The 19,681-nt window shown below is 68.6% G+C and carries 18 protein-coding genes; 4 read left to right on the top strand and 14 right to left on the bottom strand.

The genetic code is table 11. The features are described 5' to 3' along the window. Positions 1 to 173: 173 nt before the first annotated feature. Positions 174 to 809, top strand: coding sequence for a TetR/AcrR family transcriptional regulator (locus BKK79_RS21400; RefSeq protein ID WP_071018869.1), 636 nt, complete (start codon positions 174 to 176; stop codon positions 807 to 809). Positions 810 to 903: 94 nt separating this feature from the next. On the opposite strand, the gene BKK79_RS21395 is transcribed toward BKK79_RS21400, so the two are convergent. The 5 genes from BKK79_RS21395 to BKK79_RS21375 all read right to left on the bottom strand — a co-directional run bounded on the left by BKK79_RS21395 (position 904) and on the right by BKK79_RS21375 (position 6,186). After that, positions 904 to 1,305, bottom strand: a complete 402-nt coding sequence (locus BKK79_RS21395; RefSeq protein WP_071018871.1) for a hypothetical protein — start codon at positions 1,303 to 1,305, stop codon at positions 904 to 906. 793 nt (positions 1,306 to 2,098) lie between these two features. Further along, the gene (locus BKK79_RS21390; RefSeq protein WP_071040277.1) at positions 2,099 to 2,902 is read right to left on the bottom strand and encodes an IclR family transcriptional regulator; all 804 of its coding nucleotides are present in this window, start codon (positions 2,900 to 2,902) and stop codon (positions 2,099 to 2,101) included. A gap of 201 nt (positions 2,903 to 3,103) precedes the next feature. After that, on the bottom strand, positions 3,104 to 3,568 hold the full coding sequence (locus BKK79_RS21385; RefSeq protein WP_071018873.1) for a zinc-finger-containing protein: 465 nt from the start codon (positions 3,566 to 3,568) through the stop codon (positions 3,104 to 3,106). Positions 3,569 to 3,658: 90 nt separating this feature from the next. Then, a complete protein-coding gene (locus BKK79_RS21380) occupies positions 3,659 to 4,978 on the bottom strand; it encodes an MFS transporter (RefSeq protein WP_071018875.1) in 1,320 nt (439 codons plus the stop codon). Then, positions 4,975 to 6,186 (bottom strand): M20 aminoacylase family protein, encoded by a 1,212-nt coding sequence (locus tag BKK79_RS21375; protein WP_157128498.1) that lies wholly within the window; start codon positions 6,184 to 6,186, stop codon positions 4,975 to 4,977. Before BKK79_RS21375 ends, BKK79_RS21380 begins: the two co-directional genes overlap by 4 nt. A gap of 319 nt (positions 6,187 to 6,505) precedes the next feature. Here BKK79_RS21375 and BKK79_RS40490 point away from each other — a divergent pair, with 319 nt between their 5' ends. Further along, complete coding sequence (locus BKK79_RS40490) at positions 6,506 to 7,465, top strand: LysR family transcriptional regulator (protein ID WP_071038728.1); 960 nt, start codon at positions 6,506 to 6,508, stop codon at positions 7,463 to 7,465. A 54-nt stretch (positions 7,466 to 7,519) separates the two neighbouring features. Here the strand turns inward: BKK79_RS40490 and BKK79_RS21365 are convergent, their stop codons facing one another. The 3 genes from BKK79_RS21365 to BKK79_RS21355 all read right to left on the bottom strand — a co-directional run bounded on the left by BKK79_RS21365 (position 7,520) and on the right by BKK79_RS21355 (position 10,983). Beyond that, on the bottom strand, positions 7,520 to 7,906 hold the full coding sequence (locus tag BKK79_RS21365) for a hypothetical protein (protein WP_071038727.1): 387 nt from the start codon (positions 7,904 to 7,906) through the stop codon (positions 7,520 to 7,522). Positions 7,907 to 8,128: 222 nt separating this feature from the next. Continuing rightward, positions 8,129 to 8,863, bottom strand: coding sequence for an enoyl-CoA hydratase/isomerase family protein (locus BKK79_RS21360; RefSeq protein ID WP_071018883.1), 735 nt, complete (start codon positions 8,861 to 8,863; stop codon positions 8,129 to 8,131). After that, entirely contained in the window at positions 8,860 to 10,983 is a 2,124-nt protein-coding gene (locus BKK79_RS21355) for an acetate--CoA ligase family protein (RefSeq protein WP_071038726.1), read from the bottom strand. Before BKK79_RS21355 ends, BKK79_RS21360 begins: the two co-directional genes overlap by 4 nt. A gap of 162 nt (positions 10,984 to 11,145) precedes the next feature. Here BKK79_RS21355 and BKK79_RS21350 point away from each other — a divergent pair, with 162 nt between their 5' ends. After that, positions 11,146 to 12,054, top strand: coding sequence for a LysR family transcriptional regulator (locus tag BKK79_RS21350; protein ID WP_071018886.1), 909 nt, complete (start codon positions 11,146 to 11,148; stop codon positions 12,052 to 12,054). On the opposite strand, the gene BKK79_RS21345 is transcribed toward BKK79_RS21350, so the two are convergent. The 4 genes from BKK79_RS21345 to BKK79_RS21330 form a co-directional block, all read right to left on the bottom strand. After that, positions 12,027 to 12,599: a GNAT family N-acetyltransferase gene (locus tag BKK79_RS21345; protein ID WP_071018888.1), complete on the bottom strand. Its 573-nt coding sequence runs from the start codon at positions 12,597 to 12,599 to the stop codon at positions 12,027 to 12,029. The two genes, BKK79_RS21350 and BKK79_RS21345, sit on opposite strands and share 28 nt — an antisense overlap. A gap of 105 nt (positions 12,600 to 12,704) precedes the next feature. Then, positions 12,705 to 13,754 carry a Bug family tripartite tricarboxylate transporter substrate binding protein gene (locus BKK79_RS21340; RefSeq protein WP_071038725.1) on the bottom strand — a complete coding sequence of 350 codons (1,050 nt, stop codon included), beginning with the start codon at positions 13,752 to 13,754 and terminating at the stop codon, positions 12,705 to 12,707. Between the two features lie 303 nt (positions 13,755 to 14,057). After that, positions 14,058 to 14,486, bottom strand: coding sequence for a VOC family protein (locus BKK79_RS21335; protein ID WP_071018892.1), 429 nt, complete (start codon positions 14,484 to 14,486; stop codon positions 14,058 to 14,060). Positions 14,487 to 14,916: 430 nt separating this feature from the next. Next, the gene (locus tag BKK79_RS21330; protein ID WP_071018893.1) at positions 14,917 to 15,822 is read right to left on the bottom strand and encodes a LysR family transcriptional regulator; all 906 of its coding nucleotides are present in this window, start codon (positions 15,820 to 15,822) and stop codon (positions 14,917 to 14,919) included. A gap of 180 nt (positions 15,823 to 16,002) precedes the next feature. On the opposite strand from BKK79_RS21330, the gene BKK79_RS21325 reads away from it, so the two are divergent. Beyond that, the gene (locus BKK79_RS21325) at positions 16,003 to 17,574 is read left to right on the top strand and encodes an MFS transporter (RefSeq protein ID WP_071038724.1); all 1,572 of its coding nucleotides are present in this window, start codon (positions 16,003 to 16,005) and stop codon (positions 17,572 to 17,574) included. Between the two features lie 97 nt (positions 17,575 to 17,671). Here the strand turns inward: BKK79_RS21325 and BKK79_RS21320 are convergent, their stop codons facing one another. Both BKK79_RS21320 and BKK79_RS21315 read right to left on the bottom strand, forming a co-directional pair. Beyond that, the gene (locus BKK79_RS21320) at positions 17,672 to 18,328 is read right to left on the bottom strand and encodes a Type 1 glutamine amidotransferase-like domain-containing protein (protein ID WP_071038723.1); all 657 of its coding nucleotides are present in this window, start codon (positions 18,326 to 18,328) and stop codon (positions 17,672 to 17,674) included. A gap of 285 nt (positions 18,329 to 18,613) precedes the next feature. Next, positions 18,614 to 19,636, bottom strand: coding sequence for a class I fructose-bisphosphate aldolase (locus tag BKK79_RS21315; RefSeq protein ID WP_071038722.1), 1,023 nt, complete (start codon positions 19,634 to 19,636; stop codon positions 18,614 to 18,616). Positions 19,637 to 19,681: the final 45 nt, after the last annotated feature.

Here is a 19,681-nt window from a genome sequence, read left to right as displayed (position 1 = left end):
CAAATATCCGCGTACCACTGTGGTCTCCTCCTGGCCCATCCGATCGCCGGCATGGCAGGCATCTGCCGGTTTCCGTGATCCGTCGGGCTTGCAGGGGAGGCGGTGCGTCAAATCATAGGCGGCGGTACAGGGCGCGGAAACTCGCATTCGCCGTCGCGGACAGGAAAGGCATCATGCTGAAGAAGGTCCCGAAACAGGCACGTTCGGAGCACATGGTCGCGTGCATCCTCGCGGGGGCAACTCGCGTTCTGGACGCGGTCCCGCTGGCCGAAGCGACCACCAACCACATTGCCGAGGTGGCGGGTGTCAGCATCGGCTCGCTCTACCAGTACTTCGGCAGCAAGGAGGCCATCGCGCATTGCCTGCTGCACCAGCATCTCGAGCAGACGGTCGGCCTCTTGCGTGAGATCCGCATCGCCTCGCGCGGCTGCCCGGTCGAGGAACGCATGCGCCTGTCCTTTCTCGAAGTGCTGCGTGATCACCGCAGCCATCCCATGCTGCATCTCAACCTGACCGCCGTGACGCAGCGGGAGGATTTCCCGCCGTCACAACTGAAGCAGGTTGTCGGCCGGATGATCGACGAAATCGCGCTGGGACTGGCGGAGGAGCACCCCGAGGCCGATCCCGACGAGATCAGGGTCTGTGCGACCCTGCGGCACCAGAGTTCGATGCTGCTCGCCCACGCGGCGCTCGATCGCCGGAGGTTCGGCCAGGATAGCGTCGTGATGGATTACTTCGACACGCTGAGCGCGGCGCAGCTGTCGTTGCTCGACCGCCGGCCGGTCCGGCGTGCCCCGCAACCTTCGTAATCGCTTTCCGGGCAGTTCCATCGCGGCGCCGCTCCGCATCCGCCCGCGGCCCCGGGCGGGGCCTTGGGCGGGACGGCTGGGTTCAAGCGGTGGTTCAAGCGGTGAGGCGCTCCGCCAGGGCAAGCCGGTACGCGGCCCAGCTGAAGATCGCCCACACCATCGCGAGCAGGCAGAGCCAGTGGTAAGACGCGGCCGGGCCGGCGCCCGCGGCCATCTCCCCGTCCGGCAGTGCGCAGGCCTGGAGCCCGAGGCTCAGTGCCAGGCCCAGCGCCGCGCCGGCGCTGGCCGCATGCGCGAGCCGGCGGCGCTGCAGGCGCGCATCGCCGTGGGGCGGGTGGCTGGCCAGCAGCCGGAAGGCGAGGGCGAGTCCGGCGCACAGGCCGGCCAGCGCGCACAGCATGGCGGCGGCCGGGTTGCCGAGGGCCATGACGAAGAGTCCGGCGCCTTCCAGCGAAGCCAGGACGCAGAGGGACAGCCAGATCTGTTGGGATGACAACGGTATTTCCTCCAATGTGTCGGATGACGCCTAGTCCGGGGTGCCCGACACCGGGTACCCGGCCGGGGTAGGGCGGGCTCAGCAATGTCCGACCCTCCAGCCACGTGAAGCCGCATCGGACCACCCAGGCACCATCATCCTTCTCGAACATTTCGAGACGATGGCCAAGGCAGTCGGTCCGCCGCAGCCGATCGAGCGCGGCGGCATCCAGGGTGCCGAGGTTGCGGGCCAGCCAGTGCGGATAGGTCCGCCCATGAACCGGATAGAGCCGCTCCTGCGCGAGCAGGGCCGCCAGCAACAGCGTGGACACGGCGATGCCGGCCGCGAGCGCGCCCAGCAAGGCGCAGCGACCCGCGCCGGGCGCAGAAGTCGGGGCCGAATCGCAGGCCTGCCATGGCACAAAGCAGAAGCAGTGATGGCGCGAGCGACTCGATCATCCGAGCCAGCCTCGCCATCGGGGCGCGCAAGCCGTGCCGGGCGGTCATTCGCGTGCGCGTTTCTCCACGTTGTTGGCCTGGGCCGCGCCGGCTCGCGCGGTGAATCGCCGCACGGTGATTCGGTGCATTCTGCTACGGTGCCCGGCGGCAAGTGCGCGCCAGTTTAGCGGTGGCTCGGTGCCAAATGCGTGAGCGGAGAGAAAAGCAGTCTTTTCCTGGGGGTGGTGCGTAAGCTGCTGAACGGCGGGGAGGGAATCAGGCGGGGAATCGCTGCCGCGCCCGCGACGGCGCGGGCCGGTGCCATGCCGTCGCCGCACCACCGGCCAGCGGGGCGCGGTGGATGCGCGGCAGGCGCCTCAGAAGGTACCGGCCAGTTCCCGCGCCGCATCCTGCAGCCGCGGCACGAACTGCAGCGAGCGCGACAGCGGCGAGCGGGCGGTGGGGGCATGCACGGCCAGGGCCGCCACCACATGGCCGGCGGTGTCGTGCACCGGCACGGCGACGCAGGAGATGCCGGCCACGAACTCTTCGTTGTCGACGCCCATCTGCTTGTGCGCCGAGCGGTCCAGTTCGGCCTCCAGCAGCTCGACGTCGGTGATGGTGTTGGGCGTGAAGCGCTCCAGCCGCAGCTGGCGCACCAGCGCGGCGCGCTGCTCGCGCGGCAGCAGCGACAGCAGCAGCTTGCCGCTGGCCGAGCAGTGCAGCGGCACGCGCGAGCCGGGCTTGAGGTCCAGGCGCAGTGGCCACGGCGCCTCCATGCGGTCCAGGTAGAGCACCTCGGTCTCGTTGAGCATGGTCAGGTTGACGGTCTCGCCGATGTCCGCCACCAGGCGGGCCAGGATGGCGTGGCGCAACTGCCGCGTGCCGGAGTGCGTGACGATGGCGACGCCCAGGCGCGCCAGGCGCGGGCCGACCGCGTAGGCATTGCGCGCGCCGGGCTCCCGGATCACCAGGCCGCCAGCCTCCAGCGCGCCCAGCATGCGGTGCAGCGAGGCCTTGGGCGCGTCGAAGCCCTGCATGATCTCGGCCAGCGTCAGCGGCCGGTCGGCGGCGACCAGGAATTCGAGCAGGGAGAAGGCGCGCAGCGTCGGCGTGTCGGCGCGCTCGCCGGCGGCGTCGCTTTCGGGCGTGGGCGTGGGCGTGGGCGGTGCGGTGCGCAGGGGCGTGCGCGCGGTGGCGGGCGCGGACGCCTTGGCGGCGGGCTTGGTGCCGCCCGTCCTGGACTTGGTGCGGGCAGCCGTGGCGGTTTTCAATCCAACCTCCGTTCCGGAAAACGAGACGGATAGATTGTACTTCTGCCCGGCGGCAGGTGCAGCCGCAGGCCTTCGCTCAGGGAGGGGCCCGCCAGGGAGGTGCCGCGCTCAGCTTTCGTCGCCGGGCTCCCCGGCAGCGCCGCGGCGCTGGGCGAGAAAGGCCCCGATCAGGCCGATCGCCTGGCGGCACTGGGCGGCGTCGAAGGCGTGGATGCTGCCGGAAGTGTCCGCCAGGCCGAGCTGGGCGGCCAGCCAGCGGATGCCCTTGGCGCGCGCCTCGAAGGCGCGGCAGCCGTCGCGCCGCATCTTGGCCGCCACCAGCGGCTCCAGCGCCTGGTGCAGCTCGGACTTGGCCTGGCGCAGTTCGGCATTGGCCAGGCGGCCGAGCGGGACGTGGCGCTTGCTGCGTGGATAGGTGCCGATCCAGGCTTCGCAGGGGGTGCACACCCACAGTGGGCCGTGGTCGTCACGGTAGGGGTAGGCGGATTCGCCGGGCTGCATGAGCACGGCTTTGGCGCCGCAGAAATCGCAGACGGGCTGCGGTGGCGCAGGAATCGGGCGGCCGACACGCATGGCTGGGAAGGGCGGGAGGGAAAGCGCCCAATCGTAGCATGCGCGGCGGGCCTGCCCGGGAGGCGCGGGCAGGCGCGGCAGCCGTGGAGACTAGTCGAGCGCGCGTCCCGCCTGCTCCTCGGAGCGCGTGACCGCCCACAAGGCGAGCACGCCCAGGGCCATCACGTACCACGCCGGCGCCAGCCGCGAGCCGGTGAGCTCGATCAGCCAGGTCGAGAGGAACTGCGCGAAGCCGCCGAAGATCGACACGCCGATGCCGTAGACGATCGACAGCCCGGTGGCGCGCACGGCGCGCGGAAAGACCTCCGTGATCATCGTCACCGTACTGACGGAGATGAACACCGTCGGTACCACCAGGATCGCGGCCACGGCCAGCAGGCGGCCGATGCCCGGTGCCGCCGACAGCCAGCCGAAGGCGGGCAGGATGGCCACCAGCAGCAGCACGCGGGCGACGTTGGCGACGCGCTTGCGGCCCCAGGTGTCGCTCGCCATGCCGGCGGCGGCCGCCAGCACCATCTGCAGGGCGCCGGCCAGCAGGGAGGCCCACAGTCCGGTCGAGAATGGCAGCTTGAGCACGCCGACCGCGTAGTTGGTCAGGTAGTGCAGCGCGATGTAGTTGGAGGAGGTCGCGCCCGCGGTCATCAGCACGCCCAGCACGACCTTGCGGCGGTGGTCGCGCAGCACGGCCATGACGGGGGTGCCGGCGGCCTTGCCGCCGCGCACGTCGGCCCGGGCATGGGTCTCGTCGAGATGGCGCCGCACGTAGGTGCCGAGCGGGATCAGCGCCAGGCCGATCAGGAAGGGGATGCGCCAGCCCCAGGCCTCCAGTTGCGCCGGGCTCAGGGCTGCGCTCAGGCCCAGCCCGACCAGCGAGCCGAGCAGGGTGCTGAGCGCCTGGCTGAACAACTGCCAGCTGGCGAAGAAGCCGCGGTTGCGCGGGCCGGCATACTCCAGCAGCATCGAGGTGGAGGCCCCGACCTCGCCGCCGACGGCGAAGCCCTGGATCAAGCGGCCGAGCACCAGCAGGCAAGGCGCCAGCGGCCCCGCCTGCGCATAGGTCGGCACCACCACGAAGACCGCCGAGCCGGCGGCCATCAGCCAGAGCGTCAGGCTCATGGCTGCCTTGCGGCCGGCGCGGTCGGCGTAGCTGCCGATCACGATGCCGCCGAGCGGGCGCACCACGAAGCCGATGCCGAAGGTGGCCAGCGACAGCAGCAGCTGGGTCATCGGCGAGCTGGCCGGAAAGAACTGCTTGCCGAGGATCGTGGCGAAGTAGGTGTAGATGGCGAAGTCGAAGAATTCGAGGCCGTTGCCGATGGTGATGGCGGCAATCTTCCTGGGCAGGCTGGCCTGGCCGCCGGCCGCGGCGGCGGCCCGCGGCGGCACCGCAGGGGCGTGCTCGGCACTCATGCGGCGCCCTCCTCGCGGGCCTGGCCGTTCACCGGCAGGAAACGCTCGACGAGGCGGGTCCAGTAAGCGGCGCCGATCGGCAGGATGGCATCGTTGAAGTCGTAATGGGGATTGTGGACGCTGCAGCCGAGCTCGCCGTCGCCGTTACCGATGATGAAATAGCTGCCCGGGCACTGTTCGAGCATGAAGGAAAAGTCCTCGCTGCCGGTCAGGGGCTCGAAGTCCTCGACCAGCCCGTCCGCGCCGAGCCATTCCCGCGCGACCTCGCGCGCGAAGCGTGTCATGGCCTCGTCGTTGACGAGGGCAGGGTAGCGCCAGCGGTAGTCGATGTCGACGCGGGCGCCGAACACGGCGGCCTGCGCCTGCACCAGCGCCTCGATGCGCTCGCGCAGCTGCAGGCGGACTTCCGGCTGGTGCGCGCGCACCGACAGGCGCAGCTCGACCGAGTCCGGGATCACGTTGGGCGCATCGCCGCCGTGGATGGCGCCGACGGTGACCACGGCCATGCGGCGCGGGTCGACGTTGCGGGAGACGATGGTCTGCAGCGCGACCACGATATGGGCGGCAACCACCACCGGGTCGATGGTGCCGTGCGGCATCGAGCCATGCCCGCCGCGGCCATGCACGGTCAGCACGACGGTATCGGACGACGCCATGGCCGGGCCGGCGCGGAAGCCCAGCTTGCCGACCGGGAAGCCCGGCATATTGTGGAAGGCGAACACTGCGTCGCAGGGGAAGCGCTCGAACAGGCCGTCCTCGATCATCTTGCGCGCGCCGGCCAGGCCTTCCTCGGCCGGCTGGAAGATCAGGTGCACGGTACCGTCGAAGCGGCGCGTCGCGGCCAGGTGCTTGGCGGCTGCCAGCAGGGTGGCGGTGTGGCCGTCGTGTCCGCAGGCGTGCATCTTGCCGGCGATGGCGCTGGCATAGGGTTTGCCGGACGCCTCGTGGATCGGCAGTGCATCCATGTCGGCACGCAGCCCGAGTGCGCGCGTGCCGCTGCCGGCGCGCAGCGTGCCCACCAGGCCCGTGCCGCCGAGGCCGCGCGTCACCGTGTAGCCCCAGCCGCTGAGGCATTCGGCCACCAGGTCGCTGGTGGCGAATTCTTCGTAGGCCAGTTCGGGATGGGCGTGGATGCGGTGGCGCAGCGCGCGCATCTCGGCTTCGCTGTCGCGGATCGCTTGCGGAATATCGGGTGCGGTGGTCGGCATGGTCGGCATGGTCGTCGGGAAGCGGGTGGGGTGGCAGAAGGGGGAGAAAGGGGGCGGCAGCACGCGCCGGCCATATCGGCGATGGCGGCGCACCGGGTGCCGTGCCGCTATACCTGCTGCGCATGGTAGCCAAGCCGTCGGCGCGGAAAAAGGTCGTGGGAGCGCTCGCCGTCAACCGTTGATTGACACCATTGGGCGGGGCCAGGATGATCTTTCCGGTGCGCGCGGCTGCGGCGCGCCGTCGGAGCGCGGCGTGCCGCAGCGAACGAAGCCGCATCCGCGCCAGGCCGGCGCACAGTCAGTAAGCGGAGAGCGTGCGATGACGATCCACTGGAAACTGCATCAACTCGAGTGCCTGGTGGCCGTGGTGGACCACGGCGGCGTGCGCAAGGCGGCCCTGGCGCTGGGCCGCTCGGCGGCGGCGGTCAGCAAGTCCATGCGGGAACTCGAACAGCAGGTGGGCACGGCACTGACCGAGCGCCACGCGCAGGCCCTGGTGCCGACCGAAGCGGGCGCCACGCTGCTGGCGCATGCGCGGCTGGTGCTGGGGCAGTTGCAGCGCGCCGGCGAGGAGATGCTCCAGCGGGGCAGCAAGACCGGCGGCGAGGTGCGCATGGCTGTCACCCCCTGGTTGCTGCAGAGTGTGCTGCCGGCCACGATCCGCGAGTACCGCGCCTTGCGCCCGGACGTGCAGTTGTACATCGCCGAGCACCTGGGCGACGAATACCCGGACGTGCGCAGCGGCGCCCTCCATTTCGCCCTCGGGCCGCCGCCGGACGCCTCGCAGGCGGGCGTGCTGGAGACGCGCCGGCTGTTCCGCTACACCTACGCGGTGGTCGGGCGCCTCGGGCACCCGGCCGCCGGCGTGCGCCGGCTGGCCGACCTGAAGGACTACGACTGGCTGGTCAGCCGCCCGGTCGAACACCTGTCGCCGGTATTGCGCGAGTTTTTCGCGACGGTTCGCCGCGGCAAGGTGCAGCGCCTGCACGTCGCCCGTTCGGTGCAGGCCGCGCTGGCCATCGTGCGCGACACCGATATGCTGACCTTCGTGCCGTGGCCGCTCGTCGAGACGACGGAGATGCGCGATCGTGTGACGACATTGCACCTGGACGGCGAGACTCTTGGCGAGAGCGCGACCTGCCTGGTGACGCGCAGCTTCGAACCGATGCCCGGCGCCGTCATTGCCTTCCTCGACTGCCTGTTCCGCACCACGCGCGAGCACGCCCGTTCCACCGACACGGGCATGCGGCGCATCTTCAGCATGGTGGACGTCTGCTGATGGCCGGCGGGGCCGGAATCGGGGGATCCGGATCGAAGCGTGGACGGCGGCCTGCTACGGCCCGGTGTCGCCGGGCCGCTGCTGGCATCCGGCGAGCGAGGACGGCGAGATCGTCTCGCTGCAGAGAAGCCGGGGATCGATCGGGAAGAGGCTCAGAAGTGCCGGTGGATAGGCGGCCGGGTCGATGACGACCAGCGTGCCATGCGTGGCCGCGCTGAAGACCTGGCCAAGGCCGAGCGCGCTATGCGCGTCGAGGCCGCACACGTAGTAATAGGTCCGCCCGTCCCACTCGATCCAGCCTGCGCGATACGGCTCGGAAAGCGTGGTGATTGCAACTGAAACGTATTCTCGATAGCAGGCGATGGCTAAGCGAAGCCAGGCCAGGTGGACGGTATAGAGGTCTGAGGCAGGGTGAGGAAGCTCGGACGTATTGTCTTGCACAGGAGTATTGTTTCTTTTGTTTCTCTTGAAAGACAATGGCAAGCATAACAGCTATCCGGGCACGTCTGTGAGATTCGGCGGCGCGCTTGTTTTCTCTTTTCTTGTCTCCTCTTTTGTGTCCTCTTTCATGGCGCGCCGGGTATTCGCTGTCCTGGCCGGGGAAGGGGAGCCTCCCCGGCCAGGCCCATGCCCGGCGCTCGGCACGGCGGCTGACGGGGCGTGCTAGCGCCCGCGGAAGTCAGGCTTGCGCTTTTCCGCGAAGGCCTTGACGCCTTCCCGGTAGTCCTCGCTGGCGGCCAGCGCGGTGAGATGGCCCATCTGCGGGTAGGCCAGTTCGGCGGGCGATTTCGGCAAGGTCTCCTGCGCCGAGCGCTTGATCGTCTGCAGCACCAGCGGCGCATAGCCGGCCAGCCGCTCGGCGATCTCGAGCGCGCGCTCGCGGTGCCGGCCCGCCTCCGTCACCTGGTTGACCAGGCCGACCTCATAGGCGCGCCGCGCGCCCAGCGGGTCGCCCAGCATCAGGAATTCCATGGCGATCTTGTGCGGGATGCGCGCCACCAGGCTGGCGGTGATGCCGCCGAACAGGCCCAGCCTGGCTTCGGGAAACAGGAACTGCGCCGTCTCGTCGACCACGCACAGGTCGCTCATCATGGTCAGCGTGAAGCCCGCGCCCACCGCCCATCCGGATACCGCGCTGATCAGGGGCTTGTCGAGCTTGACGCCGACATTGGGCACGCCTTTCCAGGCTTCCTTGGAGGCGTCCTGCACATCCACCCCGGCGCAGAAATGGTCGCCGTCGGCGCTGAGCACGGCAACGCGCTCGTCGCTGCTGGCGAAGCGCTGCCAGGCTTCGTGCAGCAGGGCGGTCATCTCGGCGTTGATGGCATTGCGCCGCTCACTGCGGCGCAGGGTGATCAAGGCCAGATGCCCGCATCGTTCGTAAGTGACCAGGCTCATTGCTCCTCCTTCCAGACGGCGCGTGCGTCCGCTACCAGGATCGTGTCGCCGTGGACCATGACCGGATTGGCCTCGCATTCCGCCAGGCGTTCGCCCAGGTGGGCGGCAAGCTGTCCCATCCGGTGGATGAGTTCGACGATGCTGTCCACCCGAGCCGGCGGCCGCCCGCGGTATCCGTTCAGCAGCGGATACTGGCGCAGTGCCGACAGCGCCCGCGCGATGGCCGGGCGCGACGCCGTGGCGGGCAGCAGGGCGGTGTCGCGCTGCAGTTCGACCAGCGTGCCGCCGAAGCCGAACGTCAGCATCGCGCCGAACTGGGCATCCCAGTGGGTGCCGACCAGCAACTCGGCGTCGGCGCGCGCCATCCGCTGCAGCAGGCAGCCCTCGAACACCGCCCCGGGAACCTTGCCCGCCGCCGCCCGCAGGTCGGCGAAGCGGCTGGCCACCATCGCCTCGTCGGCGATGTCGAGGGCCACGCCGCCGATATCGCTCTTGTGGCTGATCTGCGGCGATACGACCTTCATCGCCAGGGGGAAACCGAGCCGGCGCGCCAGCTCGACGGCCTCCCCGGCGGATGCGGCGACCTCGCCGCCGGTGGTGGCGATGCCGGCCGCGCACAGCAGTTGCTTGGCCTGGTGCTCGGGCACGAGCCCGGCGCGCAGTTGGCGGCAGGCCGCGTCGACCTCGGCCCGGGAGAACGGCGGCTGCGCCGCCGGCGTTTCGTCCGTGCCGGCAGCGCGGGCATCCGCGAGGCGGTTGACGAGGAAGCGGGTGGCCTCCTTGACGGAAGCGAAGTGGGGCAGGCCGGCCTCCCGCAGCCTGGCCACGGCGGCATCGCCGCAACTGCTGGCGGCGTTGACGAACAGCAGCGGCTTGCCGGCATCGCGCTGGCAGGCAATGACGGTCTCGGCCGCGCCGACCATGTCGGGCTGCGTGGTCATGACGAACAGGCCCGCGCCGACATGGTCGTCCGCCATCATCGTGGCCAATACCCGCTTCAGCCAGTCGGGTTGCCGGAGGCGGTCGGCGGCAGGAACGGAGCCGAGGTCGAAGGGCAGGTGGGCGGAGGCCGCCGGCATCAGCGCGGCCAGCGCCTGCACCGTGGCGCCGGACAAGGTGGCGGCGCGCAGGCCGGCCTCGTCGACCAGGTCGGATGCCACCGCGCCGCCGCCGCCGGAGCCGGAGAAGACCGCGACGCCCCGCTTCGCGGGAGCGGGCAGGCTGGCCCAGGCCGCGGCCTGCACCACCAGTTCGAGCGGATCGTCGACGATGACCGCGCCGGCGTGGCGCACGCATGCCTCGAAGGTGCGGTAGGCACCCGCCATGCTGGCGGTATGCGATTGCACCGCGCGCTGGCCGGAATCGGTACGCCCCGCCTTGGTCAGCAGCACCGGCTTGCCGGCGGCCCGCGCGCGGCGCAGCAGGTCCAGGAAGCGCAGCGGATCCTTCAGCCCCTCGACATAGAGGGAGATGACGCGGGTGTGCGCATCCGCGATGGCGTATTCGAGGAAATCGCAGACCTCCAGGTCGGCCTGGTTGCCGAGCGAGACGCAGAAGCTGAAGCCGGCGCCCAGGTCGTAGGCGCGCGCCAGCATGGTGCCGGCCAGCGCGCCGCTCTGGCTGACCAGCGCGATGCTGCCCGCGGGCAGGCTTGCATTGCGCATCAGCGCCTGCGAGTTCAACAGGCAGAGCGAGGCATGGCTGCTGAAGTAGCCCATGCAGTTGGGGCCGATGATGCGCGTGCCGGCCGCGCGGGCGATCGCCACCACCTGCTCCTGCAGGGCACGGCCCTGCTCGCCGGCCTCGGCGAACTGCGAGGTGACCATCAGCACGGCCTTGACCCCGGCGCCGGCGCAGTCCCGGATCGCGTCGAGCACGCGCTCGTTGGGCACCGCCACCAGCGCCACGTCGACCGGCGCGGCGATAGCGCGCACGCTGGCGAAGGCCGGCAGGCCCTGGACCTCCTGGCTTTTGGGATTGACGGGGTAGATCTGCCCGCCGTAGTGGAATTTCCGCAGCAGGGCGAGCATGCTACCGCCCCATTTCTGCAATTCGTCGGAGGCGCCGACGATTGCCACCGCGCGCGGGTTGAGGATGGTTGCGATCGTATCCAGGCTCATGTCGGCGTGTTCCTCATGGTGTCGTTGGCATATGTCGTTGGCACATGCGGTACCGCCTGGGCCGTCGCCGGAGGCCGCGGCGGAGCGTGGTTGAGCCCGAGTATTGAATAAGGTAACTTATATGTGAAATAGAAATGTTCTATTCATTGATAGAGTGACTCGATGAAATTCAGCCTGTCCCAACTGCGTGCCTTCGTGTCGGTGGCGGAAACCCGCAGCTTCAGTACCTCGGCGACGCGGCTGCATGTGACGCAGCCCACCTTGAGCGCCACCATCCGCACGCTGGAAGGGCTGGTCGAGGCCAAGCTGTTCGACCGCGATACGCGCAACGTGGCCATGACGCCGGTCGGCGAGGAGTTCCTCGCCATCGCCAAGCGGGTGCTGGACGAGGTCGAGCGCGCGCAGCACGACCTGAAGCAATTCCTGGTCGGGGGGCGTGGACGGGTGCGCTTCGGGGCGTTGCCGGTGCTGTTCGGCTCCGAGGTCCTGCAGCAGGCGATCGCGGAGTTCCGCCAGGCCTGCCCGAACATCGAACTGGAAATCCATGACCTGCGTACCGAGTGCTCGGTCGACCTGCTGAAGAGCCATCGCCTGGACCTGGCCCTGATCACGCAGGTGGCGGCCGACGCGGAGCTCGAGCCCGTCGCCATCGGCACCCAGACCATCGCCGTGCTGTTGCCGGCCGCGCATCCGATGGCGGCCGCGGCGGCGATCCGCTGTGCCGACCTGGTGCGCGAGCCGATCGTGGCCCTCAACGCCAAAGGCCCGATGAGCGTTTACTTCGACCAGCTCCTGTACCAGGCCGACCTGCGCCTGCAGCGCACCTACCGGGTGGGGCAACTGGTGACCGCCGCCGGGCTGGTCAGGGCCGGACTGGGGCTGGGCATCATGTCCGGCCTGTCCGCGCAACTGATGGCCGGCGAGGACCTGGTCTGCCGCCCGCTGGTCGATCCGCAGGTGGCCCGTCCGATCTCGCTGGTCAGCCTTGCCGGGCGCGAACTGTCGCCGGCCGCGCAGCGCTTCCGGCAGATCCTGCTCGACGGCTATGCGCGCTCGCCGATCCAGGCCTGAGCCGCGGCCGCACCGGCGTGCGCCGCATCCGCAGCGGGGAGGCGCTTGACGAAGGGCAGGCCGATGCGGACCGTGGTGACGGCCGCCAGGTCTTCCAGGGCCGTATAGCCGAGATTCAGGTAGAGCTGGATGGCCTCGGGCTGCCGTGAGCCGGTGGTCAGGTAGAGGTGGCGGTAGCCTTGCCGCGCGGCCTGCCGTTCCAGCTCGTGCATCACGCGCGCGGCCAGCCCCTGGCGCCGGCGTTGCGGGTGGGTCCATACCCGCTTGATCTCCGCGGTGTCCGCATCCGCATGGCGCTTGAAGGCGCCGCCGGCGATCGCCTGGCCCTGGTCGAGCAGCAGCAGGAAGTTGCCGCCCGCGGCGGGGGAAAACAATGCCGGCGCGTACTTTTCCATCTCGTGCGGTTCGGTGCGCTGCGCCGCCAGCTCCCGGTAGCGGCTCGCGTATTCCTCGCTCAGCCCGGCCAGCAGCGGTTCGGCGAGCGGGTCGTCCGGCGTCGTGTAGACGAAGCGATAGGAGGGGGCTGGGCAATCTGCCTGGGTCATGGGGAAGATCCTTGCGGAAGCGATGCGGCCCGCACGGCGGCGGGCTGGAGGCGGTGCAGGCGCGGGGGGCGGACGGGCGGCCGCCCGGCCATCGCCCGCCGGCCGTCACTCGAGGCTGATGCCGGCGCTGCGGATGATCTCGCCGAAGGTCTTGTAGTCCCGCTGGTAAAGCTCGCCGAACGCCTTGGGGCCGGCGTAGGACGGCCACATCGCGAAGGTCTTCATGCGCTCCAGCAGGTCCTTGCTCTGCAGTACCTTCTCGCATTCCTGCGCCGCCTTGTCGATGACCGGCTGCGGCGTGTCCTTCGGCACGAACAGCCCGAACCAGGCTCCGGGCATGGCGGGCAGGCCGGCCTGGTCGCGGTTCGGCACGTTGGGGAAGTCTTCCGGCGCCTTGGGCGACAGGTAGGCGAGCGGGCGGACCTTGCCGCTCTTGGCATAGGGGATCAGCGTCGGGTCGAACATGATATCGAGGCGGCCTGCGAGGATGTCCGCCACGCTGTCGGAGGCGCCCTTGTAGGGCACGTGCAGCAGCTTGATGCCGTAGGTGCGCTCGACCATCGTGCCGGTCAGGTGGAGCTGCGTGCCGATGCCGCCGCTGCCATAGCTCAGCTTGCCGGGATTGGCCTTCGCATAGTCGATCAGCTCCTTGAAGGTCCTGGCCTTGACATGGTTGCCGACGAAGACATAGCCGGAGGTCTCGGCGAAGCGGCAGACCGGCGCGAACGCCGTCAAGGGATCGATCGGCGACTTGCGTACCTGCGGCGCGACCGCCATGACCCCGACCGGCGCGGCCAGCAGCGTGTAGCCATCCGCCGGCGCCGACAGCGTGGCCTGCATCGCCAGCACGCCGGCGGCGCCGGTCTTGTTCTCCACCACGTAAGCCTGTCCGGTCGACCGCTGCAGGACCTGGGCCATCGCGCGCAGCACGCCATCGACGTCGCCGCCGGCCGAGAAGGGCCAGACGATGCGCACGGGCCTGGACGGATAGGCGTTCTCCGCCTGCAGGGCCGACGAGAACGTCCCGCAGGCCACGGACAGCACCGCAGCGACCGCCAGCGGCCAGCCACGGCGCCTGCGGGTTTCGGGGGAGGCATGGCTGGCGGAACGGGCCATGCCGGGGAACCGTCTTGCTGCGGCGGCGCTGCGGATCATCGCGTGGTCTCCTCGATAGGAAGGATGCCGCTCTGAGCGGCGGCTGGGGACGAGTATCGAGGAGCCCGCCTGATGAGTGAAGTTGAAAAATTCAATAAATATATAGATGCGGGCTATGGGTGTTGACGGGCCGGGCCCGGGGGCCGGACCCACGGCGAAGCCGGGGCTTGCGCCAGTGGTGTTCCCGATCCGGCGGCGGGATGGTACCGGCGGTGCGGGGCGGAAACGGCAGAGGCGGGGCCGGGCCGGCCGCATCCCGGCCGCATCCGTGAGCGCGCGCTGCCATGCCGCGCCCGGCGCCGATCACCCGGCTGCCCGCATCGTCGGTGTAAAGGTGATGCCCACCAGCAGCCCTTCCGGTCCGATGAAACGGCTGACGGTCTGGCCCCATGGTTCCTGCCGGTTCCTGACCAGCAGCCGATACCCTCGCGATTCGAGTTCCGCCGTCGCCGCTTCGACGCGCTCGACGTCGAACTCGATCCAGGCTTGCGGGATGGGCACGTCGCCGGGCCACTCCTCCGCGCCGAAGCACGATTGCGCCGCCTGGGAGAGTGGCCACAAGGCAAAGGTGTTAGCGCCTGCCAGGCGCTCCGTATGGAGATAGCCGCCGTGCTCTTCCCGGAACGGGATGGCGAGGGTCCGGCAGTAGAGGTCCCGGCTTGCCCGGGCATCCTGGACGATGGGGCCGAAGCCCGCGATGAACAGGGCCGTGGTGGCGAGAGGCTTTTCCATGGCATCTCCTTTGCCGCGATGCGCGGCGTGAAGAGGAACTCGCTTGGGGAGCGGATAGGCCCGCCCGCGCCCCGGCCGACCTGGTCCACTGGATCCCTGAAATCGGTCGCTGCCTGCCATGCCGTGCGGGCTGATCGCGTCGTTGCCATGGCTCGCCAGCGCCGGGCCATGGCTGCGCTCGGCGCCTGGCGCCGATTCCCGCATGACATGTCCTTCACCTCCGGTCTCAATGATTCGGCGGACCAGTGTGGCGGCCAGAATCCGGGGGGCACGGATGGGGATGAGTCTATGGATGAGTGTAGGTTTGTTTCTGGCCGGCTGGCCGGGCCGCGCTCGCGACATCGACCTTGTACGCCGCGTCGCAGGTGTACTGCCGGCACTCGACTTGCGCTCACGTACCGGCGCTGGCGAGCCTTGCCCTCAGCCGAGGTCAGCCGAGGTTCATCAGCGGAATCTCGGCAACCAGTGCATCGATCGCACAACGGGTCTTCAACGGCAGATAGGGCGTCTTCGGCCACACCGCATGGATTTCCTGCAGTCGCACGCCGCAGCGCTCCCTCACGGCGATGAGCTCACCTGCCGCCACATATCGCGTCAGCAACCAGCACGGCAACTGCACGAGCCCCAGCCCGGCGACGCCTGCCCCGGCAATCGCCTGGATATCGTCCAGGCTCAATTGCGGCTTGACCAGCAACTCCCGCTCCATGCCGTCCGTGTCGAGCACGCGCCATGGCGACATCACGCCGGCGCGCGAGTAAGCGATCCCCGCATGCCCCTCGAATTCATCGATCGCGACAGGCGTGCCATGCCGCGCCAGATACGACGGCGCGGCTCCGATGCTCAGGTCCTGGACCCCGAGGCGGCGTGCCGCCAGGCTCGTGCTGTCACGCAATGCGCCGATGCGCACCGCAAGATCGATGTTCTCTTCGACGAGATCCACTGCCCGGTCTGTAAACGAGATATCGATCTGGAGATCGGGGTGCTTGCGTGCGAGCCCGAACAGCACCGGCGCGACGCAATGGTGGCCGAACGCGAGCGGCACGCTGACCCGCAGGCGGCCGCGCGGCTCGCTGTGTCCGCTCTCGAGTTCCACCTCGGCGGCTTCCAGTTCGGCCAGCGCCCGGACGCATCGATCGTAATAGGCCTGCCCGGCCTCCGTCAGTGTCTGGCTGCGCGTCGTGCGCTGGAGCAGGCGCACGCCAAGGCGACCCTCGAGCCGCGCAATCACCTTGCCGATGGCCGAGCGCGTCAGCCGCATGCGCTCGGCTGCAAGCGTAAAGCTGCCGGCTTCGACGACCTGCACAAAGACCGCCACGCCATCCAGTTTGTCCATCACATTGGGGCCTCGTGGGAGTAATTCATGGGAATTATTTGCGTCAATGGGGAAATTTATTCCCGATATAGTACATCCGACGAGATGCTGATCGGGCCGCTCCCGGCGTGTACACCGGACGTGTTCACGCAAACGCAAACGCAAACGCAAACGCAAACGCAAACGCATTCCACTGCGATATCCATGACACTTTCCCACCCGCCAAGAAACGCCCTCGCGCTGGCCGCAGTCTGCTTGACTTCGTTGATGTTCGGCCTCGAGATATCCAGTGTCCCGACGGTACTCCCCATCCTGGAAAGCGTGCTGCGCGCGGATTTCAAGGAGATCCAATGGATCATGAACGCCTACACGCTTGCATGCACCACCGTGCTGATGGCGACCGGGGCGCTGGCGGACCGATTCGGACGCAAACGTATCTATGTGGCCAGCATCGTGATGTTCGCCGTCACCTCCCTGATCTGCGGGCTCGCGCAAAGCGCGCCTGTCCTGATCGTCAGCCGCTTTTTTCAAGGAATGGGCGGCGGAGCGATGCTGATCTGCCAGGTGGCGGTGCTCTCGCATCAGTTTCAGGAGGGACGTGAACGCAGCCGGGCGTTTGGCGTCTGGGGAATCATCTTCGGCATCGGCCTCGGCTTCGGCCCGATCATCGGAGGCATGATCGTCGCGGTCGCCAACTGGCAATGGGTCTTTCTCGTCCACGCACTGATCTCGATCGTGGCACTGGGTCTCGTCTTCGCCGGCGTGCGGGAGTCGCGCGACCCCCATGCGCAATACCTCGACGTTGCCGGCATCCTCACGCTCTCTTTGTCGTGCTTCGGCCTTGTCTACTTCATTACGCAAGGACCGGATCTCGGCTTGGGCAGCCCCGCCGCGTTAAGCATTGTCGCGGCGACGGTGCTGAGTTTCATCGTGTTCATCTTTGTCGAGAAGCGCAGTCCCCGGCCGATGTTCGATTTTTCCGTCTTCAGGATCCGCCCGTTCTCGGGGGCGCTGTGCGGGTCGATGGGCATGAACTTCAGCTACTGGCCGTTCATGATCTACCTGCCGATCTATTTTCAAGGCGCGCTCGGCTATACGAGTGTGAATACCGGACTGTCACTGCTCGCTTATACGCTGCCGACGCTGGTCGTCCCGCCACTTGCCGAGCGGCTTGCTCTCAGGTTCGACGCGCGCAGGGTCATTCCGCTTGGCATGTTCACCATCGGTCTCGGCTTCCTGCTGATGAGGTTCGGCGCCGGCATGGAGCAGGCCAGTTGGCTCACGATGCTGCCGGGTTGCCTGTTGTGCGGAACGGGGCTGGGTCTGACCAATACGCCGGTCACCAATACCGCGACGGGCGCCGTGTCGCCGAACCGCGCGGGCATGGCTTCAGGCATCGATATGAGCGCGAGAATGATCAGCCTGGCCATCAATATCGCGCTGATGGGTTTCATACTCCTCGAAGGCGTGCTGTCCTATCTTGCGCACGCGCTTCCTGGCATTGCCGAAACCACGCCGCTGCGTTGGCTCGCGGAAAAGGTCGCCGCAGGCAGTATTGCGCAACTCACGCAGCATGGCGCGGAGCTTGCGACTGCCGATCCGCACGGCGTCATCGTTCGTGCAGCGCTTGTACACGGCTTCGAACTAGTGATGCTGTACGGCATGATCTGTGCCTGGGCCTTGGCGCTGCTCAGCTTGGTCGCGTTCGGATCTGCCACGCGGGCACTTCGCCAGGAACTTGCGCGGGACGAGCGTGCCCGTCACCCGAGCACGTAGCGCATGCCTTGCGCTGCGGTGCGCGTGTGCGTTTCGTTGCTCGCCTCGCACGACCTCTCGACAGCCCGGGTGCTCAACGAATGCAAGACTCGGAACGTTAGCGCGGCAAGCCGGCTTGGCCGACCACCTCATTGCGAATGCCATCGATCACCAGGGCCTCGCCGTCCCGGAGTGTCCGGAATGGCATCCGGTGACGCTTGTAATACTCCACTTCCGCGCCGACCGCGGCCGACTCGGGATGATCTGACTCGAAGTGTACGACCAGGGAAAACGGCAGGAATCCAAGCCCGTCCCAGACCACGGCCGGATCGTATCCCGGCGGTACTTCGGCTGGATCGCTGACGCGGTCCAGTGCACGAAGCGTGCTCGAGGCAATGACTGCCGCCGCGCTGAATCCGGCGTAGACGAGCCTGTCACGTTCCAGCAGATCGGCGAGCAGGAGATCGCATCCGCTTTGCCTCATGGCCCTGCGCAGTATGAAGGCGTTGCCGCCGTTGACCCATACCGCGTCGAACTTCTGCAAGGCTTCGCTCAGGCGGTCACGGGCGCCGAAGAACTGCCGGAGATCGAGTTCCTGCACCGTGAACCCCAAGGCGCGGAGCTTTGCCGCCTGACTCTCCAGCCACTGCGCGCGCGCCGCTGCACGATGGTCGAGCGCATTGACGATGATGGCCGCCCGCATTTCGCCGCCAACCAGTCGCGCAAGTCGCCCGGGATCGGCACCGACATCGAAAGACGAAAGGTATAGGCGCACGGCGAGTTCTCCAGGTGTCGACAGCGCTGTCCGGGATGGGACACGATATCGGCATTGTCGGCGAAATCGCCGTCATGGTCGACTCTCATGGTCGACTCTCATGGTCGACCCTTGAGGTCGGAGGTTCCTTCCGGCTGGATGCACTGGCCAGTGTTCTCGCGCCCCGCAGGATGGCTGCCAATCCGAGGCGGCCGGTGAAGGCGAATCGCCCGCCAGCGGCATAGGAACCCCGCCGTCCGGATGGATGGCCGGGGCGCCTCCCGTATGGCCTCGTCCGTCGTACGCTCAGCCCGCTCCCTCCTCCAGCGCCGGCTGGTACTGCCCCAAGCACGCCATGCCATTCAGCCTTGCGCGCAGCAGCAGCGCCCGTTGCGCTGGCGCGGCATTCGCGGCCTCGCCGTGCCAGGCCAGCAGCGGCGGCTCCTGCAAGGCGCGTCCGTAGGAGAAACTCAGGCGCCAGGGCATCGGGCCGAGCCGGTTCATGGCATCGAGATTGGCGGTGGCCTCGGTCGGCGTCTGGCCGCCGGAGAGGAAGAAGATGCCCGGCACCGCCGCCGGCACCGTGCGCCTGAGCACCTGCACGGTCTGCGCGGCAACCTCGGCCGGAGCGGCCGGTGCCGCCTCCTTGCCGGGGAGCACCATGCTGGGCTTCAGCAGCATATGTTCGAGCGTCACCGCATGCCGGTGCAAGGCGTGGAAGACCTCGTGCAGCACGCACTCGGTGACGTCGGCGCAGCGGGCCATGGAGTGTGCGCCATCCATCAGCACCTCGGGTTCGACGATGGGCACGATGCCAGACTCCTGGCAGATCGCGGCATAGCTGGCCAGCGCCTGCGCATTGGCCTCGATGGCGAGCCGGCCGGGCAGCTGGTCCGACACATTGAATACCGCGCGCCACTTGGCGAAGCGCGCGCCCTGCTGGCGATAACCGGCCAGCCGCCTGGCCAGCCCGTCGAGGCCTTCGGTGATCTCGTCCCCGGGGGAACGGGCGAGCGCGAGCTTGCCCTTGTCCACCTTGATGCCAGGCACGATGCCCTGGCGCGCGGCCAGTTCCGGCAGCGGCGTGCCATCGTCGGCGCACTGGCCCAGTGTCTCCTCGTAGAGGATCACTCCGCTGATGAATTCGCCAAGGCCGGGTGTCGACAAGAGCAGGGTGCGCCACCCCCGCCGGCTCTCCTCGTTCGATTCCACGCCGATGCGCTGGAACCGCTTGGCGATCGTCGGCCCGCTTTCGTCCGCGGCCAGCAGGCCCTTACCCGCTTGCACCAGATGGTCCACGGTGGCTTGCAATGCGCTGGGTTCATCCATGACCTTGCTCCAAGAGGGGGATGTATGAACAAGCAATAGCTCATC

This window comes from Cupriavidus sp. USMAA2-4 (assembly GCF_001854305.1).
GTDB lineage: Bacteria > Pseudomonadota > Gammaproteobacteria > Burkholderiales > Burkholderiaceae > Cupriavidus > Cupriavidus malaysiensis.
Note: the sequence above shows the minus strand (reverse complement) of the source record. Positions and strands in the feature narration are given on the sequence as shown.

Excerpts from the sequence above, each read along its gene's own strand:
- BKK79_RS21400 (WP_071018869.1), top strand. The coding sequence starts at position 174 with ATGCTGAAGAAGGTCCCGAAACAGGCACGTTCGGAGCACATGGTCGCG.
- BKK79_RS21385 (WP_071018873.1), bottom strand. The coding sequence starts at position 3,568 with ATGCGTGTCGGCCGCCCGATTCCTGCGCCACCGCAGCCCGTCTGCGAT.
- BKK79_RS21380 (WP_071018875.1), bottom strand. The coding sequence starts at position 4,978 with ATGAGTGCCGAGCACGCCCCTGCGGTGCCGCCGCGGGCCGCCGCCGCG.
- BKK79_RS21375 (WP_157128498.1), bottom strand. The coding sequence starts at position 6,186 with ATGCCGACCACCGCACCCGATATTCCGCAAGCGATCCGCGACAGCGAA.
- BKK79_RS40490 (WP_071038728.1), top strand. The coding sequence starts at position 6,506 with ATGACGATCCACTGGAAACTGCATCAACTCGAGTGCCTGGTGGCCGTG.
- BKK79_RS21360 (WP_071018883.1), bottom strand. The coding sequence starts at position 8,863 with ATGAGCCTGGTCACTTACGAACGATGCGGGCATCTGGCCTTGATCACC.
- BKK79_RS21355 (WP_071038726.1), bottom strand. The coding sequence starts at position 10,983 with ATGAGCCTGGATACGATCGCAACCATCCTCAACCCGCGCGCGGTGGCA.
- BKK79_RS21350 (WP_071018886.1), top strand. The coding sequence starts at position 11,146 with ATGAAATTCAGCCTGTCCCAACTGCGTGCCTTCGTGTCGGTGGCGGAA.
- BKK79_RS21345 (WP_071018888.1), bottom strand. The coding sequence starts at position 12,599 with ATGACCCAGGCAGATTGCCCAGCCCCCTCCTATCGCTTCGTCTACACG.
- BKK79_RS21340 (WP_071038725.1), bottom strand. The coding sequence starts at position 13,754 with ATGATCCGCAGCGCCGCCGCAGCAAGACGGTTCCCCGGCATGGCCCGT.
- BKK79_RS21335 (WP_071018892.1), bottom strand. The coding sequence starts at position 14,486 with ATGGAAAAGCCTCTCGCCACCACGGCCCTGTTCATCGCGGGCTTCGGC.
- BKK79_RS21325 (WP_071038724.1), top strand. The coding sequence starts at position 16,003 with ATGACACTTTCCCACCCGCCAAGAAACGCCCTCGCGCTGGCCGCAGTC.
- BKK79_RS21315 (WP_071038722.1), bottom strand. The coding sequence starts at position 19,636 with ATGGATGAACCCAGCGCATTGCAAGCCACCGTGGACCATCTGGTGCAA.